General features: G+C 67.1%; 12 protein-coding genes and 1 tRNA gene. 7 read left to right on the plus strand and 6 right to left on the minus strand.

What is annotated here, in order from left to right; translation table 11 throughout:
* Window positions 1-61: 61 nt before the first annotated feature.
* Window positions 62-1,054, minus strand: coding sequence for a phosphotransferase (locus tag G3I17_RS03605; protein WP_164593870.1), 993 nt, complete (start codon window positions 1,052-1,054; stop codon window positions 62-64).
* Window positions 1,055-1,236: 182 nt separating this feature from the next.
* Between G3I17_RS03605 and G3I17_RS03610 the strand changes: the two genes are divergently transcribed.
* The 3 genes from G3I17_RS03610 (at window position 1,237) to G3I17_RS03625 (ending at window position 6,201) form a co-directional block, all read left to right on the plus strand.
* A complete protein-coding gene (locus G3I17_RS03610) occupies window positions 1,237-1,401 on the plus strand; it encodes a hypothetical protein (protein ID WP_164593872.1) in 165 nt (54 codons plus the stop codon).
* A 267-nt stretch (window positions 1,402-1,668) separates the two neighbouring features.
* Complete coding sequence (locus tag G3I17_RS03615; RefSeq protein ID WP_164593874.1) at window positions 1,669-4,857, plus strand: S8 family serine peptidase; 3,189 nt, start codon at window positions 1,669-1,671, stop codon at window positions 4,855-4,857.
* A gap of 750 nt (window positions 4,858-5,607) precedes the next feature.
* On the plus strand, window positions 5,608-6,201 hold the full coding sequence (locus G3I17_RS03625; RefSeq protein ID WP_203589647.1) for a zinc ribbon domain-containing protein: 594 nt from the start codon (window positions 5,608-5,610) through the stop codon (window positions 6,199-6,201).
* A 24-nt stretch (window positions 6,202-6,225) separates the two neighbouring features.
* On the opposite strand, the gene G3I17_RS03630 is transcribed toward G3I17_RS03625, so the two are convergent.
* Window positions 6,226-6,310, minus strand: a tRNA-Leu gene (locus G3I17_RS03630).
* Between the two features lie 100 nt (window positions 6,311-6,410).
* Between G3I17_RS03630 and G3I17_RS03635 the strand changes: the two genes are divergently transcribed.
* Entirely contained in the window at window positions 6,411-7,742 is a 1,332-nt protein-coding gene (locus G3I17_RS03635; protein ID WP_164593881.1) for a M20/M25/M40 family metallo-hydrolase, read from the plus strand.
* On the opposite strand, the gene G3I17_RS03640 is transcribed toward G3I17_RS03635, so the two are convergent.
* Window positions 7,729-8,046 (minus strand): hypothetical protein, encoded by a 318-nt coding sequence (locus G3I17_RS03640; protein WP_164593883.1) that lies wholly within the window; start codon window positions 8,044-8,046, stop codon window positions 7,729-7,731. The genes G3I17_RS03635 and G3I17_RS03640 overlap by 14 nt on opposite strands.
* Before the next feature lie 2 nt (window positions 8,047-8,048).
* Window positions 8,049-8,708, minus strand: coding sequence for a DJ-1/PfpI family protein (locus tag G3I17_RS03645; RefSeq protein WP_164593885.1), 660 nt, complete (start codon window positions 8,706-8,708; stop codon window positions 8,049-8,051).
* Window positions 8,709-8,809: 101 nt separating this feature from the next.
* On the opposite strand from G3I17_RS03645, the gene G3I17_RS03650 reads away from it, so the two are divergent.
* On the plus strand, window positions 8,810-9,754 hold the full coding sequence (locus G3I17_RS03650) for a helix-turn-helix domain-containing protein (RefSeq protein ID WP_164593887.1): 945 nt from the start codon (window positions 8,810-8,812) through the stop codon (window positions 9,752-9,754).
* A gap of 21 nt (window positions 9,755-9,775) precedes the next feature.
* On the plus strand, window positions 9,776-10,537 hold the full coding sequence (locus G3I17_RS03655; RefSeq protein ID WP_164593889.1) for an SDR family oxidoreductase: 762 nt from the start codon (window positions 9,776-9,778) through the stop codon (window positions 10,535-10,537).
* Between the two features lie 58 nt (window positions 10,538-10,595).
* On the opposite strand, the gene G3I17_RS03660 is transcribed toward G3I17_RS03655, so the two are convergent.
* Complete coding sequence (locus tag G3I17_RS03660; RefSeq protein ID WP_164593891.1) at window positions 10,596-14,786, minus strand: S8 family serine peptidase; 4,191 nt, start codon at window positions 14,784-14,786, stop codon at window positions 10,596-10,598.
* A gap of 207 nt (window positions 14,787-14,993) precedes the next feature.
* Between G3I17_RS03660 and G3I17_RS03665 the strand changes: the two genes are divergently transcribed.
* Window positions 14,994-15,971 carry a helix-turn-helix domain-containing protein gene (locus G3I17_RS03665; protein WP_164593893.1) on the plus strand — a complete coding sequence of 326 codons (978 nt, stop codon included), beginning with the start codon at window positions 14,994-14,996 and terminating at the stop codon, window positions 15,969-15,971.
* Window positions 15,972-16,005: 34 nt separating this feature from the next.
* Here G3I17_RS03665 and G3I17_RS03670 read toward each other — a convergent pair whose 3' ends face one another.
* A complete protein-coding gene (locus G3I17_RS03670; protein WP_164593895.1) occupies window positions 16,006-16,893 on the minus strand; it encodes a LysR family transcriptional regulator in 888 nt (295 codons plus the stop codon).
* Window positions 16,894-16,966: the final 73 nt, after the last annotated feature.

Genomic DNA, 16,966 nt, shown 5'->3' on the forward strand with positions numbered 1-16,966 from the left:
GCTAGCAACAGCTGTCCGTCAGTAGCCATGGAGTTGGCGGGGACAGGTCAGCCGAGCTCCATCACCATGTCAGCTCGAGATAGCGGTCCCGATGCACCCTCGCCAGTTCGAGTGGGGATCCGGGTTGGGACTCTCCGACGAGCATGCTGAGTTCACACCTCGCGTTGTAGGCGATGACCCAGCTGGCGGCGGCTGCTGCGACTCTTTGTTGGGTCTTGCTGAATGACCGAGAGATCGCGGCTTCGTAATCCTTCAGAAAGGCAACGACATCGTCTGGGCTAGGAAGATCTGACACGTCACCACCGTTGTCGGTGTAGGCGGCGGCGCTGAGGCCTGCGATCACGGGTTCGGTGTCGGCGACCAGGTCCCAGTCAAAGGCAGCTACTAGGCGGTTTCCATCGAACCGGAGGTTGCCGCCGTACCAGTCGGCGTGGCCGACCACGATGGGTTCGTGATCGGCCGGCCTGATCAGGCGGTCGGCGGCTGTCCGAGCGAAGCTGTCCAGCCAAGAGTAGCCTTCGGGCGTCGTCCGGAAGTCGAAGATCGGATCATGTGGGGTGGGCCATGGTCCCGATTGATACTGGCACCACGCTGGCCCGGGACCGACCTGTGGCGTCAGTTCTGGGTGGCCACGGAGGATCTCGACGTGCTCGGCGAGTCCGGCTGCCATGGACCGCCGTACGCTCGGATGTCGCCCAGATCCGGGCCTCCCGGCCGTCATGAGGGTCTCTGCACTCAGGACCAGTCCTTCGAACTGGTCAGGTCCGCTGGCCGGCTGCGGGCAGGGGAAGCCGGCATCCGCCAGTAGCCGCTGGGCGGTTGCGGTGGCGTGTCGAGCCGTCAAGTCAACCGGCTGACGATGCGCTTTGACGATGACGCCCTGATCGTCCCCGGTGCGGACCGCCCAGACGGCGTCGACGCGTCCGGCGCGGAACAGTACCTCGGTCACGGGGCTATTTAGCTCGCGGGTGAGGTACCTGTCGAGGAGGTCCGCAATCGCGTCAACGCTGGTGTCGCCGAAGATCGCTCGTTCGGTGCCGCTTAGGCTCTCCATCGTCGTCAGTCTACGAGCTCGAGTCGCCGTCCCTCGGCAGCAGAGGTCCAGCCCTCCCGCCGGGATCGCGCCAGACTTTGCCTAGGGCAACACGGGCCGGATGAAACCAGGCTGGCGCCTGGTCTTGTCCGGCCCATTAGCGATGTAGTGGCTCAGCTCCGGTCTGGGCGGGGGTGATGGTCGTGGCGGTGACGCGGCTGAAGTCGGGGCATGCCGAGGTGGATGGTCGGGAAGCGTTGCTCCAGCCGTTTCATTTCCTGGAGTTTGTCCTCGGCTCCGGCGAGGCTGATTTTCAGTCCGTCGACTTCGCCGAGCCATCCCTCGCGTTCCGCTTCCTCAATGCGTGAGATCAAGTTGTCTCTGATCTCGGTGATGCGGGGGCGTTGGGCTGGGTCGGGCCGGAGCATCGAGCAGCGGACGCAGGCGTGTTCATGGATGCAGGGGGTTCCGAAGGCTCGCCCGCACGATCCCTTGGATGGAGGGCGTGATGTCGGTCGGATGGTAATTGATGACGGGATCGATAGAGGAATTGGAAAGATTTGTTCCTCCCTGGTGAAACCCGGCTGCTGGTGCGATCGTGCTTCGGAATGTGCCTAGGGGAGGGGAATCGGACAATGCTGTCTCGAACTAGGAAGTACGGCGCCGTGCTGGCTGCCGGGGTGGTGATCGCCTCGATGCTGGGGGCAACGCCCGCGGCGGTCGCGGCGAGGGGGCCGAAGGATCTTGGCTACGGTGACAAAGTGCTGTTGCAGAAGGCACGGGCCAAAGGCCAGAAAACGGTCACGCTGCTGATTGCCGCAGACAAGGGGAAGAGCAACCAGGTTGCCGCGAGCCTCGAAAAGCTCGGCGGCACCGTTGAGGAGCGCACCGACTCGGTGGGCTACCTGCGGGTGAAGATCAGCATCGACAAGGCGCAGGACGTCGCGAACGTCGCGGGCGTGACCACGGCTGACGTCGACGATCTGATCCCGCTCGACGATCCACGACCGCTTGGCAGCGAGGATCCCATCCCGCAGCAGGCGCCGAACGCGTCGACCGAGCGGGCCAACCCGTACTTGCCGACTCAGGACACGGGCGCGGCACAGTTCGTCAACACCAACCCGACCTGGGACGGCCGCGGTACCACGATCGGCATTCTCGACAGTGGCGTCGACCTGAGTCACCCGGCGCTGAACACGACCTCGACCGGCGAGCGCAAGATCGTCGACTGGGTCACCTACACCGACCCGACTTTCGTCGGCAACGTGAACGCCGACAACGACCCGACCTGGCTGTTGATGACCCAGTCGGTCGATGGGGCGACCGTCGGTCTGCCCGGCCAGGCCGTCCGGACCGCCACGTTCAACGAACGCGACCCGCGGCTCGGCGGCGAAGTCGGGAACGACGTCAACCGGGACGGCAATCCGGCGGGGTCGTCCGGGCTTTTCCCGGTCGCGTGGAACAAGGACACCAGCACCGTCTGGGTGGACACGAACCAGAACGGCACCTTCGCCGACGACCAGGCTATGACCGACTACAAGGTCAAGTACGACACGGGCGCGTTCGGCACCGACAACCCGGCGACTCCAGTCAAGGAGTCGGTGCCGTTCGTCGTACAGACCGACCCGGCCGACAATGCGGTGAACATCGGCATCGTCTCCGGTGCGCACGGTTCGAACGTCGCCGGCATCGCTGCGGGCAACAACATTTTCGGCGGGAGCGCCGACGGCGCCGCGCCGGGCGCGAAGCTGGTGTCCGTCCGGGTCTGCCTGTTCGTTGCCGGCTGCACCAACCACGCGCTGCTCGAGGGGATGATCTACGCGGTCACCGTCGCGCACGTCGACGTGATCAACATGTCGATCGGCGGTCTGCCCGCGCTGAACGACGGCAACAACGCTCGCGCGGTGTTGTACAACCGGCTGATCAACGACTTCGGCGTCCAGATGTTCATCTCTGCCGGCAACAGCGGCCCCGGAATGAACACGGTCGGCGACCCGTCCGTGGCGACCCAGGTCGTCAGCGTGGGTTCGTACATCAACAAGGACACCTGGATGTCGAACTACGGATCGCGGACCGGCCAGTACGACAACCTGCACCCGTTCTCCTCGCGTGGTCCGGCGGAGGACGGCGGCTTCAAGCCCCAGATCGTCGCAGCGGGCGCCGCGGTCTCGGCCGTACCGACCTGGCAGAACGGTCAGCCGGTGGCCGGAACGTACGCGCTGCCGCCGGGGCTGGGCATGTTCAACGGGACCTCGATGGCCTCACCGCAGATGGCGGGCGCCGGTGCGTTGCTGTTGAGTGCCGCGAAGGCCAAGGGGATCACCGTAACGCCGGCCCAGTTGCGCAAGGCGCTGCTGTCGACGGCACGGTTCATGCCGGAGTACGGCGCCTACGAGCAGGGCAACGGTCTGGCCAGGGTCAGCGCTGCCTGGGACGACTTGAGGAAGAGCCCGCGGACCGACACCATCACCGCTTCGGTTCCGGTCAGCACGGCTCTGTCGAGTTTCCTCGCCACGCCTGGTGTGGGCACCGGCATCAACGACCGCGAAGGCGTCACGCAGGGCGTCCAGTACACCCGCACGTACACCTTGCGGCGCACGTCCGGCCCAGCCGGACCGGTGAACTACAAGCTGTCGTGGAAGGGAGAGGGTGGCATGTTCGAGGCGGCGAACAACGTCACGCTGCCGCTCAACACGGACGTCACGTTGCCGGTCATCGTCAAGCCCACGAGCGCCGGAGCGCATTCGGCGATCCTGAACTTCGACGATCCCAGCTCACCGGGTATCGAGTTCCAGACACTGAATACGTTCGTCGTGCCGTACAGCCTGACGCAGGCGGCGGCCGCCAAGACGATCACCGGCAAGATCAACCGCAACCAGTTCCAGAGCTACTTCTTCCAGGTCCCCGCCGGGGCACCGGCCTTCAAGGTCGACCTGACGGGTCCGAACGGCTCGCAGGGCACCGGCCAGGTGCGTTTCCTGCGGTTCCACCCGTACGGCACGGCCAGCGAGGGCAACATCAACAGCCTCTATTGCTACAACCCGCCAGTACCGGGTGGGACTTGCCAGGGCGATCCGGCCAGCCGCACGGTGGCCAATCCGCAGGCGGGTGTGTGGGAGATCGTGGTTGAGGCACGGCGTACGTCGGACCGCACCCAAACCCCCTTCGTCCTGACGGCGGCGGTGCTCGGCGCGTCGGTGTCCCCGAACCCGGATGTGATCGCGTCGGCCACGCTGGGAACGCCGGTGAGCCGCTCGTACACGGTGACGAACTCGTTCGGGCCGTTCGTCGGGCGGGCGGTGGGAACCGCGCTGGGTAGCGCGAAGATCGCCAGGCCGACGGCCACGGAGGGTGGAGCACAACAGCAGTTCGTCATGCAGGTACCGGCCGGAACGACCTCGCTGCGCGCCACGATCGGGAATGCGAGCGACCCGGGCGCGGACCTCGACCTGTTCGTCTTCAACTGCACGTCCGGAAGCTGTGTTCTGGCAGCGCAGAGCGCGGGCGGCAGCGCGGAGGAAACGGTCACGGTGAACAACCCAGCGGCAGGAACCTGGGTCGCGCTCGTCGACCCGTTCGCGGTACCGGCGGGATCCGCGACGTACGACTACCGTGACGTGTTCACCAACCCGGCCTACGGCTCCCTTGCCGTCACGGACGTCAACGCATCCCGGGCCGCGGGCGCGCAATGGACCGTCCCGGCCACTGTGACCGCCAACGCTGCACCCGGAGCGGGACGAGTCCTGCTGGGAGCCGTCGAGATCCGCACGGACTCCAACGTTCTGATCGGAAAGGGAGACGTCATAGTCCAGTCAGTGAGCTGACCCAAACCCTGACCGTAGGAGGGCACCCAACCTGGGCGCCCTCCGCGGCCAGGCCGATACGGATGACTCAGGGCTGCCGTCATACGAGGTGTTCCCGGGTGTCCGGACCGGCCTGCCGGCGCCGCAACTGCTTCCAGACGGTGATGCCCGCGCACATTAGTTCTTCGACATCGGGCAGTCTCGCTCGTTGCCGTGGACGGGTTGGTTGTTGGTTCGGTAACCAGTTCAGCCTGACTTGGCCGACGTTCGATCGGTAGGCGTCGCTGTGGATACCGAGCTTGGGTGGGCGGTTCGATCCTGAGAACACCGTGCATGACATGGCGATGACGTTTACTGGTGGGTTGTCGAAGTCTGAGCGGCAGCATGTGCAGCGGCGGGTTCGGGCGGCGATGGCTGCGCAGGTGTTGATTGATGGGCGGTATCAGGGTGGGCGAATCGGGATGGGGTGCCGTGTCCGTCTGCGCATGCGCCTCAGCAGAATCTCCATCGGAAGATGGATGGTTGGCAGCACTCTGCTGTGGTGGCCATTCTGGAGAATCCTCGGTACACGGGGTACGCGATCTATGGGCGGTGGCAGAAGGTCGAGGAGTTACTCGATCCGGAAGATGTTGCCACGGGCTACGTTGCGCGGTTTCGGCGCTCGCCGCTGGCGAAGATCGTGCGGTCGCGGGAGCCGGCGCATCCGGCGATTGTGTCGGTGGAGACGTTCACCGCGGCTCAGCTTGAAAAGCGGAGAGGCGGACTGGTGGGGTGGCGGAGTGGTCGTCGAGGAGTCGGCAACGGACTTCGAAGAAGCGGACATACGAGCTTCGTGGGCGGGTCAGGTGTGGGATCTGTGAGCGGAAGATGGAGGGAGCGGCCAGGCACAAGGAGGTGAAGTACTACCGGTGTAATGCGCGGACCTTGGTGCCGGAGTCGGCTACGGCGCTGGCGCATCCGCCGCAGATTTATCTTCGGGAGGACCTGGTCACGCCGGCGATCAATCGGTGGATCGGGGAGTTGTTCGGGCCGTTGAATCGGCAGGTAACGATTGACTTACTTCTGGCGGCCGATGACAGTTCGGCGCGTCGCGACGAGCATGTGGCGCAGTTGCGGGAGCGGGTTGCGGCGGCTGACGTGGTGATGGGGCGGTTGCAGCGGGCGTTGGATGCGGGGTGGGATCTGGTGGCGCTTCGGGAGCAGTGCAACGCTGCTGTGGCAGAGAAGCGGGCTGCTGAGACGGCTATCACACAGGTGCCTCCCGAGGCGGTGGTGATGAGCCGGGAGGAACTGGAGGGCTACGTCGCGGTGCCTGGGCGCATCACCAGGTGGTCGATACAGCCAGGGCAACAAAAAAGCCGCTGACCTCTAGGTCTGCGGCTATGTCTGTGTCCGAGGGGGGACTTGAACCCCCACGTCCCGTAAAGGACACTAGCACCTCAAGCTAGCGCGTCTGCCATTCCGCCACCCGGACGAGTGGTCTGCCGCTCAGTGTTGCCTTGTGCGGCGCCGACTGGAGAACCTTAGCAAACCCCACGGGTGAAATTCACATCGGGGCTTGGCAGGATGGGGGCATGACATCTTCGAGCCCCGGTGACCGGCTGTCGTACGCCCCTGACGGGGAGGTGGTGGAGCTGTGTAGTGAGTTGATTCGGTTCGATACGACCAACTACGGGAACGGGAAGAGCAACGGGGAGCGGGACGCGGCGGAGTATGTCGCGGCCAAGCTGGATGAGGTTGGGATCGAGTCGACGATTTATGAGTCGGAGCCTGGGCGGGCCTCTCTGGTGGCGCATTGGGAGGGTGAGGACAAGGACGCTGATCCCCTCCTGGTGCATGGGCACCTGGACGTAGTACCGGCTGATCCGAAGGACTGGAAGGTTGATCCGTTCGCGGGGGAGATCTTCGACGGGTGTGTGTGGGGGCGCGGCGCGGTCGATATGAAGGACTTCGACGCGATGGTGTTGTCGGTGGTTCGGGCGCGGCAGCGGGCCGGGGTCAAGCCGCGGCGGCCGGTGCGGTTGGTGTTCACGGCTGATGAGGAGGCCGGTGGGCTGTACGGCGCGCAGTGGCTGATCAAGAACCATCCGGAGACTGTGCAGGACTGCACCGAGGGGATCGGTGAGGTCGGCGGGTTCTCGTTGACGATGAAGGACGACCTGCGGCTGTACCTGATCGAGACGGCCGAGAAGGGCATGAACTGGATGCGCCTGAAGGCTCGCGGTACTGCGGGCCACGGGTCGATGGTGAACAACGACAACGCGGTGACGAACCTGGTCGAGGCGGTTACCCGGATCGGCAATCACGAGTGGCCGTTGCGGTTGACGCCGACGGTGAAGGAGTTCCTGAGCACGCTCGAGGATGTGCTCGGGACCAAGCTCGATCCCGAGGACATGACCGAGACGCTGGTGAAGCTGGGGAGCTTCAGCCGGATGTTCGGGGCGACGATTCGCAATACGGCCAACCCGACGATGCTGAACGCCGGCTACAAGGTCAACGTCATTCCGGGTGACGCCGAGGCGCACATCGACGGGCGGTTCCTGCCCGGGTACGAGGACGAGTTCTTCGCCACCATCGACGAGCTGCTCGGCGACAAGGTGACCCGCGAGACGGTGATCGAGGACATCGCGCTGGAGACCGGATTCGACGGTCGGCTGGTCGAGATCATGAGGTCGGTACTGTCCGCCGAGGACCCGCAGAGCCGGACCGCGCCGCTGCTGATGTCGGGCGGTACGGATGCCAAGTCCTGGTCCCGCCTCGGCGTCCGTTGCTTCGGTTTCGTGCCGCTCCAGCTTCCGCCGGACCTGGACTTCATGGGTATGTTCCACGGCATCGACGAACGCGTCCCGACCGCCTCCCTCGAGTTCGGTTCCCGAGTCCTCGACCGCTTCTTCACTGAGGCCTGACGGTCCGGTGGCCGCTGACCTTGGAGCTCGGCAGCCGGCCCGCCTTGGCGTGGCCGGCTAGCAGTTCTCCGGTGACGGTGACCTCGAAGATGAGGTTGAGGCGCATAGGCCTGCGGACGGCCTGTGCCCAGGTCAGCACGTCACCCTCGAGGGCTAGGTCGGTCAGCTGCACCTCGTCGCCGTGCTTCTCGTCGGTGGCGACCCCCCGCAGGGCGCCGTTCACCTGAGTCAACTCGAGTACGGCGTACTGCTTGCCGATCGGGGTGTCGATGACCAGCCGCCAGGTTCCGGTGACCGTCGCCATGGTCAGACCCCCTGCTTCAGTTCGGCTCCGGCAGGGCGCCAGACAGTTCCCCGCCGCTCGTGCGCGATGAGCTTCTCCACCGCGATCGCTACCTGCGGACCGAGTTCCCGTTCCAGCAGGTACAGCCCAAGGTCCAGTCCGGAGGTCACCGACGAGGAGCTGATCAGGTTGCCGTCGTCGACGACGCGGACATCGAGCATCTGTACTCCGGTGGCCGCCAGCAACTCCAAGCCCAGCTGGTGCGTGGTCGCCGGGCGTCCCTCGATCAGCCCGGCCATCGCCAGGATCATCGACCCTCCGCAGACCGTGGCCACCGTGACGCCCTCGCGAGCAAGAGCCTCTTTCAGCAGCGCCGGCAGCTCGGTGTCCAGCGTGCGCGCGAGGAGGACCGGGATGCTGTCATCGGCAGGTTCACCGCCATCGGGCAGGCTACCCAGAGCACCCGGTACGACGATGAGCTCGGCTTGCTGCGGGTCCAGCCTCCGGGTTGCGCGCAGCGTGAGCGATCCCAGCCCGCTCGGCACGTCGCGAGCACCCTCGGCCGAAACCAGCTCCACCTCCGGGCCCTGGTCGGTCACGAAAGCAGCGGCACTGAGCACTTCGTAGGGGGCGATGACGTCCAGTGGGTCGAACCCGTCGAACAGCACGATCTGTATGAGCATGACGCCACGCTATTCACGGCAGAGCTGCTCCGGCAGTGGCCGGATTGCCAGCCTTCAACGGGATCTCGCCAACCCCTGATTCCGGCTCCTACAGTGGCGCCATGCATACCGTGGCAATCCTGGCGCTGGACCAGGTCACCCCCTTCGATCTGGCCACTCCACTCGAGGTGTTCACCCGCACTCGGCTGCCAGACGGCCGTACGCCGTACCGGGTGCAGGTCTGCGGTGCCACGCCCACCGTCGACGCCGTCGCCTTCGCTCTCACCCCACCGCGCGGCCTGGACCTCCTCGCGGAAGCGGACACGATCATGCTGCCCGGCCGGAGCGAGTTCCCGCCCGTTCCCGAGGTTGCGCTCGATGCGTTGCGCCGAGCCGCGGCCACCGGGACCCGGATCGCCACGATCTGCACCGGTGCCTTCATCCTGGCCGAGACGGGCCTGCTGGATGGACTCCGCGCGACCACACACTGGCTGGCTGCAGGTGAGCTGGCCGCGCAGTACCCCGAGATCACTGTTGATCCGGACGTGCTCTACGTGGACAACGGGCAGTTCCTGACCTCGGCCGGAGCCGCCGCAGGCCTCGATCTCTGCCTGCACATGATCCGCCTGGATCACGGGTCTGCAGTCGCCGCCGACTCCGCCCGGCTGTCAGTGATGGCCTTGGAGCGCGAGGGTGGGCAAGCACAGTTCATCGTTCACGACCTGCCACCGGTCCCGCGCGGCTCGGAGCTGGAGCCGGTACTGCGGTGGCTGGACGACAACAGTGCCCGCGAACTCACCCTCGAGGCGATCGCAGCCCAGGCCGGTATGAGCGCGCGGACCCTCAACCGCCGCTTCCGCGAGCAGACCGGCAGCACACCCCTGCAGTGGTTGCTCCGGGCCCGTATCCGGCGTGCCCAGTACCTCCTCGAGGCCACCGGTCATTCCGTGGACAGGATCGCCACGCAGGTCGGATTTGGGTCCACCACCGCCTTCCGGGACCGTTTCCGCCGCGTCGTCGGCACCACCCCACAGTCGTACCGGAAGAGCTTCCTTGCGGCGGACTGACCGAAAGTTGAAGATGGAACCATGGATCTTCAGCTGGCAGGGCTCAAGGCGTTGGTGACCGGTGGGACCAAGGGGATCGGGCACGCGATCGTCGAGGGGCTGGTGGCCGAAGGGGCCGCCGTCGCCTTTTGCGCGCGGACCGAGGCTGATGTGGTGACTTCCGTCGAGACGCTGCGCGCGGGCGGAGCGACCGTCAGTGGGCGAGCCGTGGATGTCGGCGACGCGGAAGCGCTCTCTGCGTGGGTGCGGGACAGTGCGGACGAGCTCGGTGGCATCGACATCGTCGTGTCCAACGTCAGTGCGCTGGCGATCGGGGAGGGTGAGGAGTTCTGGCAGAAGAGCTTCGAGGTCGACATGATGGGGACGGTCCGGCTGGTCAACGCCGCGATGCCGTTCCTGGAGGAGAGTCAGGCGCCGTCGATCGTCACCGTGTCGAGCGTGTCCGGCCGGGAGATCGACTTCGCCGCCGGGGCGTACGGGACGTTCAAGGCGGCCATCGTGCACTACACCCAGGGTCTCGCGTATCAGCTTGCAGGCAAGGGGATCCGGGCCAACACGATCTCGCCTGGCAACACCTACTTCCCGGGTGGCGTGTGGGAGAGCATCGAGCAGAACAACCCAGCGTTCTTCCAGGAAGCGCTCTCTCTCAACCCGACCGGACGGATGGCGCGCCCCGACGAGATCGCCCGCGCCGCGGTCTTCCTGGCCAGCCCCGTCGCCAGCTTCATCACCGGCACCAACCTTGTGGTCGACGGCGCTCTCACCCGGGGCGTGCAGTTCTAGCCTACCGGTGCCGGACGGGGAGCGGTGTGATGCCGCTCCCCGTCCCACGGGTGGTGGATCAGTAGGAGAACTGTTGGAGTTGGGTGCCGTCGGGGCTGTAGGTCCAGGCTGTGCGGGTGGCTGGGTCTAGTTGGACAGCCTTGTCCTGTACGCCGTGCAGGAGTAGGCCGCCGCGGTTGGTGACGATCCCGACGTTCAGGGTGCTGATCAGCTTTCCGGTGGTGAGGTCGACGACCGCTACCTGGCTGGTCGCGTTGTTGTCGGACAGAGTGCCCTGCTGGGAGCCGAAGTAGATGGTGCCTTCGGGAGCCGCGAACGACACCAGGGCGATGTGGTGGATACCGTCCACGGCGAGCGTGCTCGGTGCGCCCTTGCGCAAGGCGAACCCATCACCGGTGGTCTGGGTCGCTTCGTCGTACGGCGTGAGGGTGGTGGTCGGTGCGATCTTGGTGCTGACCGAGCCCGCCGCCAGGTTGTAGAGCGTGCCCGCGCCGTCCGAGGCGATGCCATGGCCGCAGGCGGACACCGACTCCACGGTGGTCACAGTCCTGGCATCGAGGTCCACCTTGGCCGGCGCGACGCCGCCGAGGCAGATGAACGCGGTGGCGATCTTGCCCAGGAACACAGTGCCGGTGGACTGGTCGATGTCCAGCAGGCTGTAGGTCCCGGCTGGGATCTTGCCGTTGCCGTCAGCAAGGATCGGGGTTCCGACGGTGCCGTCGGCGAGGTCGACCGGGAGTACCGAGTCGGTGTTGCCGGTGATGGCGCGAACCAGTACTGCGGCCCGGTTGCGCTTGGCATCGACCCTTCCGGCGACGACCCGGTACTCCGAGGCACGTAGTACTGAACTCCCGATCAACGTGCCGGTCACGGTGTCCCACGTCTCGACCTGGATGTCGCCACCTGCTCGGGTCGCGTGCCCGAGCAGGACCCGGTGCGACTCCGGAGCTACGCCGATCACGTGGTAGTCGGAACCGGCGCCCGGGTCCGACGTGAGTACTGCGCCGTAGGTACCGGTTGCGGTGGAGTAGCGCCGCACCTCCGTGCCACCGGCGATCGTGCGCAGTGCGGCGATCGAGTCCTTGCCGGCGGCAATGAAGCTCAGCAGCGTGCTGCCGTCGGGGGCCAGGCCGTCATTCACGACCAGGTTGGAGACAGGTGAGGCCTGGCCGATGACGTGCTGCCGGTTGTCGAGGGCAAGTACCCGAACGCTGTAGGTCGCGGAGGTGGCCAGGCCGACGGACAGTACATTGAGACGGACGGTGCCCGAGGTGGCGGACAGCGCCTTGGTCGCGATGGACGGGGTGTTCACTCCGTCGTGGTCCAGCGCCGATCCGTTGGCGTTGGTGAACGTGTTCAGTGAGCCGAAGAGGGTCGGTGCCGGGGCGGAGAACTCGACGATCGCCGACCTCGCGCCAGGGACATCGCGTACGTCGTAGCGCAGCTCGAAGGCAGGGGCGGTGCGGGTGACCTCGGCTGTGTATCCGTAAACGCCCTTCTTCTGGAGGGCTCCGGCGAGGGTTGGTGCGTCCGGCCGGGTGGCCTCAGAGCCGCCGGCGATCCGGATCGCGGCGAACTCGCCGTACTTGGTCAAGCTGGGGTTGCCGCCGAAGCCGGACAGGGCGATGCCGATGCCATAGAGGCCGCCGCCGCCCTTGAAGGCGTCGGCCGGGATGGTGACGGTGCCGGTGGAACTCGTCAGGGTCTGGTGCCAGGCAGCGGAGAAGATCGGGCTGAGGGACGGGTTCCAGTGCCCGACCGTGGAGACGACCAGTTCGGGGGCGGTTGCGGTGGTGACACCGGTGAGGTCGTAGGAGACGGTGACCGACTTCCCCGCCTGGGCGGTTGCCGGAGCGAGCGGGGCGGTGGACTGGACGTAGCGGCCGTCGCTCGGGCCGATAGCCAGGGTGCGGTGGACTGTGGTCTGTGCCTTGCCACCGATCAGCACCTCGAATGTGAGGTCGACGCTGCGGTCGGTGGTGGAGATCACCGGAAGCCCTGCCGCGGACAGGAGTTGGCGGGGCGTCACCCTGATCGACGGGGTGCCGGAGGAGAAGGTGCGGTCTTTGCCGACGGTGAGTCTGTACTGCGGCTTGGCGCCCTGCGGCAGTCCGGTGACGTCGGCGGCGAAGGTCACGGGGCCGACCAAGCCCTCGCCGTTGCCGCCGGAGGCCATGTCACCAAGATCGATCCGGTTCTGGTCGGTGGTTTCCAGGAAGGTGCCGCCGAGGCCGCCGACGGTGACCCGATGGGCGACGGAGAGCCTCACGATCGAGGGGCGGGAGCTCTTCAGTTTGCCGCCAAGCACCTTCTCGGTCGCGGCGGTCACATCGATCTGTGGTCCGACCTGCAGCTTTCGGTCGATCTGCGGCGGGGTCTGGACCGCACGGCCGGTCTCCTTCAGCACCTCCCGGACCTGCTGGGGGCTCAGCCGATGACCGGCCAGCCGGCCGGCCTGGAGCACGACCGCCGCGGCCGCGGCGACCATCGGTGCGGACGCCGAGGTGCCACCGTTGAACACGGGAGTGACGGCCTGCGCGCTGCCGCCTGCGGGATGCTGGAAGGCGATGATGTTGTCACTGGGGGCGGACAGGTCCAGCCGGCTGCCGAAGCCGGAGGAGAAGGTGCCGAAGCCGCTGATCCGGGTCTCCGCGTAGGTGCCGGTCTGCGGACCGCTGGAGTTCGCCGGTACTGCGAGGGTGTCGTCCAAGGTGGTTCCACCGGCGGCGATGGCGCCGGAATCGGGCACCTTCGACGGCGTGGTGGTCAGCGCGACGTCGTCGATCGTGGTGGCGGAGGCAGCGTTCGCGGCCTTGTCGGTGGGGGTGCTGCCACCGTCGGGGCCGACCGCGGCGGGGGTGTAGAGCCGGGTGCCGTCGTTCGAGGAGATCGACACCACGATGCCGTCCTTCTTGACGATCGAGGCGACCACGGACCGGACGTACGGGTCGTCCTCCAGGTAGCGGCCCGGGAAGCCGACCGAGTCGGTGCCGAAGCCGAGGCTTGCGGTGATGACGCTGGGCCGCGGCGTCTGGTGGGCGGCGGCCAGCAGCGCGCCGGCGATCTGCTTGATCGTCGGTTCCTGCGGGACGACCAGCCGGTAGCCGGCGCCCGGCGCGATCCCGAGCAGGTCGGTGTAGCCGCTGCCGGTGGCGTCCTCGCGCTGCTGATCGTGGGGTAGCGGGGCCATCACACTGAAGTCGAGGAGCACCTCGCCGAGCCCGGGGTCCTGGTTCTTGGTCGAGCCGGCCGGGTCGAGCGAACCGTCGGTACCGGCGACGTACGTGGGGATCAGGGGCATCGAGGGCAGATCGAGGTAGCGCCGGCCGTCCTTCAGCACTGTCGTCGGGCCATAGCCCTTGACGTAGTTGTCCCCGGCATCCGCCATCGACTGGTCGGTGAGGTCGCCGATGGAGACGTTGGTGATGATCTCGCCGGCGCCCGGCTGCTGGCCGTAGCCCTTCTGGAGGGTGGTGAAGGCACCCATCGCGTTGACGCAACCGGCGTTGAGGAAGGCCTGGGCGGAGTTCGACACGGCGTAGTTCGACGGCACCTCAGCGGCGCCGGACTCTGCGGGTGCCTTCGGAGCCGGGATCGTGGTCGCGGCACCGGCTGCGGAGGTAGGCAGGGGCTGCGGTCCGGCGTTCATCGTGTTCACGTAGCGGTCCGGTTCGGCGTACGCGACTCCGGAGGTGCCTTGGAGGGCACTGGCGACTGCCGTCGAGTCCTTCTCCTGGACGTTGACCACATAGGTCCGCGACAGGTCAGGTGCGTCGGCGCCTAGTTGGCCGCGAGCCGACTCGGTCAGCGAGCCGGCGTCAGCGGTGGAGAGCGTCGGGAACAGCGGGTGCAGGGAGGTGGCGCCGACCGCGCGCAGCTTTGCGTCGAGGGCTTTGTCGCTGGTCTGCGGGGCGTGGGCGGCGAGTCGGCCCTGGGCCGGTCCGGAGAGCGCGGGGCCGGTCACCGAGGTGTCCTGGTTCAGCGTGACGAGTACCTGGCCCGGTACTACGCCCTGACGCTGGGCGGGTGGCGTGGCTGCGCTCTTGGTAGTGCCCTGGGCGGTGCCGTCCAGCGGAGTTCCGCCGATGGACAGTTGACTGGAAGCGCTGAGTGCGGCGGGGGCGTTGGTGGAGGTGACGGAGGGCAACGGGGTGGCGGATGCGGTGCCGGAGACGACGGTGGCGGTCAGGGTCGCCAGGGTGAGAACCGCGGCGCCGTACCGTCTGTACTGGAGATGAGCGGGGAGCATTGGCAGGCCCTTCAGGCATGACGGAGCGGGCAGGACACAGCAGGAGGCCAGTTGAAGCGAACTGGTAGGTGAGGCGGGCGTGGACAGGGCGGGTGCTCCGCCTCTCACAGATGGAGAATGTCAACGCAGACATCAACGGCACAAGGAATGTTGGTGGCTGAAGTACGCCGGGTGGCGGAGAGTCGCCACCGGCACGGCGGAGGATTCATGAAACTGAACGTGCTGGGACTCACGGACGAAACAGAGCGCGTGTATACCGCTTTAGTCGGGCAACCGCAGTGCACCGCCTCCGAGCTGGCCGTGACCTGCGGACTGACCGCGGCGACTGCCGGGCGGCTCTTGTCCGCTCTGGTCAGGGATGGCCTCGCCACCCGCACCGCTGGACGGCCCCCGCGCTTCTCCGGCACCGTCCCCGACGTCGCGGTCGCTGCCCTGATCGATGAGCAGCAACATCGCCTGGACGAAGCGCGTTCCCTGGTCCACCGATTGATGGAGAGCTACCGGGAGGCGGCCCGGATCACGCATCCGGAGATGGCGGTCGAGTTACTCACCGACCGCGACGACATCAGCTCGGCGGTGAGCCGGATGACGGCTGACGCCCGCCGCGAAGTCCGTGCGTTCGACCGGCCGCCGTACGTCGACCGGCCGGGCGTCAACCTCGACCTGCAGATCCAGCGACAGCGCAGCGGCGTGAGCCACCGCGTGATCTACAGCCAGGAAGCGGTGGCCTGGCCGGGCCGGATGACCTCCGACATCGGACCCAGCATCAGGGCGGGGGAGAAGGCCCGGGTACGACCTGAGCTGCCGCTGAAGCTGGTGATCAGCGACAACCAGGTGGCCATCATCCCCTTCAGCCTCGCGGCCGGCGGCCAGTCGGCGGCCTACCTCATCCACCAGTCGCCGATGCTCGTCGCGCTCGAGTCCCTCTTCGAAGGCGAATGGGAGCGCGCGGTCGCACTGGCGGATGCCGGGCCACAGGCCGGCGACAACGGGACGCAGCCGGACGATGACACCCACTGCCTCCTGGAACTGCTCGCCGCCGGCCTCACCGATGCGGCCATCGCCCGCTCACAAGGCTGGAGCGAACGGACCACGCAACGACGGATCCATCGTCTGATGCATGAGCTCGGCGCCTCGACCCGCTTCCAAGCCAGCCTCACCGCGGCCCGCCGCGGCTGGCTATGACCTGGAGGATCGCCAGCAGCTTGCCCAATCCTGCCTACTTGGCGAGTGCTGGGCGGCGGACCGGCGTCAGATGCAGGGCTTCGCGGAGGTGGGGGAGTAGGGCGAGGAGGCGTGGCGGTGGGGTGGTTCCCGTGACCATGCTCAGGGTGAGGCGGTAGCGGAAGGGGGCGGGCACCAGTTGCTCGCCTGGGCGGAGTTCGTGTGAGAGCGCGCTCCGGGGGACCAGGGCGAGTTGTGAGCGGCGGCGGGCCATCGCGACAGTGGTGGCGAGGGTGATGCCGCGACGGGCGTTGGCGCCGTGGGCGATCAGGCGGGCGCGGATCTCGTCGGCGCCGAGATCGTAGGTGGAGAACGGGAGATCGCGCTCTCTGAGCGGGTACTTTCCGGTACCGGGCGGGGCCACCCCGGCCGGCACGAACAGGACGAGTTCGTCGCGGCCGACCGGGCGGGCGACGGCGCCACGCGGGAGCACCATCTGGTCCGCGATCGCGATGAACGCGGCGTCCATGGTGCCCTCGGCAACGAGTCCGACCAGGTACCGGCCGTGGTCGACGAACTGGGCGAGTTCGACGTCGGGGAGCTCGGCGTCGAGGACCGGAAAGAGGATGGGCGCCAGGCTGGCGAAGGTGCCGATGGATAGCTGCTGGCCGGCGACGGCGGCGCGGGTGGCGTCGTACACCTCCTCGAGGTGGCCGAGGATGTGCTCGGCGCGCCGGGCGAGCTCCTGGCCGGCGGGAGTCGGCCGGGCGCCACGGGTGTCGCGGCTGAAGAGTTCGGTGCCGCAGCTGCGTTCGATCCGGGCCAGGCGCTGGGAGGCGGAGGGCTGGGAGATCCGTAGTTCCCGGGCGGCGGTGCCGACCGAGCCGGTTCTGCTGATCGCCAGGACGAGTTGGAGATCCTCGATCGACGGTAATGAGGCCATAGGCCCAGCCTATGACTAGCCGCTGGTTGCTGCTGGCTACCAGTGGTGGCGCGACGAGACGACGATCGAGGGT

This window comes from Streptomyces sp. SID13031, from assembly GCF_010548305.1.
GTDB lineage: Bacteria > Actinomycetota > Actinomycetes > Propionibacteriales > Kribbellaceae > Kribbella.

Excerpts from the sequence above, each read along its gene's own strand:
- G3I17_RS03605 (WP_164593870.1), bottom strand. The coding sequence starts at position 1,054 with ATGGAGAGCCTAAGCGGCACCGAACGAGCGATCTTCGGCGACACCAGC.
- G3I17_RS03645 (WP_164593885.1), bottom strand. The coding sequence starts at position 8,708 with ATGCTCATACAGATCGTGCTGTTCGACGGGTTCGACCCACTGGACGTC.
- G3I17_RS03670 (WP_164593895.1), bottom strand. The coding sequence starts at position 16,893 with ATGGCCTCATTACCGTCGATCGAGGATCTCCAACTCGTCCTGGCGATC.
- G3I17_RS03650 (WP_164593887.1), top strand. The coding sequence starts at position 8,810 with ATGCATACCGTGGCAATCCTGGCGCTGGACCAGGTCACCCCCTTCGAT.
- G3I17_RS03665 (WP_164593893.1), top strand. The coding sequence starts at position 14,994 with ATGAAACTGAACGTGCTGGGACTCACGGACGAAACAGAGCGCGTGTAT.
- G3I17_RS03615 (WP_164593874.1), top strand. The coding sequence starts at position 1,669 with ATGCTGTCTCGAACTAGGAAGTACGGCGCCGTGCTGGCTGCCGGGGTG.
- G3I17_RS03640 (WP_164593883.1), bottom strand. The coding sequence starts at position 8,046 with ATGGCGACGGTCACCGGAACCTGGCGGCTGGTCATCGACACCCCGATC.
- G3I17_RS03655 (WP_164593889.1), top strand. The coding sequence starts at position 9,776 with ATGGATCTTCAGCTGGCAGGGCTCAAGGCGTTGGTGACCGGTGGGACC.
- G3I17_RS03635 (WP_164593881.1), top strand. The coding sequence starts at position 6,411 with ATGACATCTTCGAGCCCCGGTGACCGGCTGTCGTACGCCCCTGACGGG.
- G3I17_RS03660 (WP_164593891.1), bottom strand. The coding sequence starts at position 14,786 with ATGCTCCCCGCTCATCTCCAGTACAGACGGTACGGCGCCGCGGTTCTC.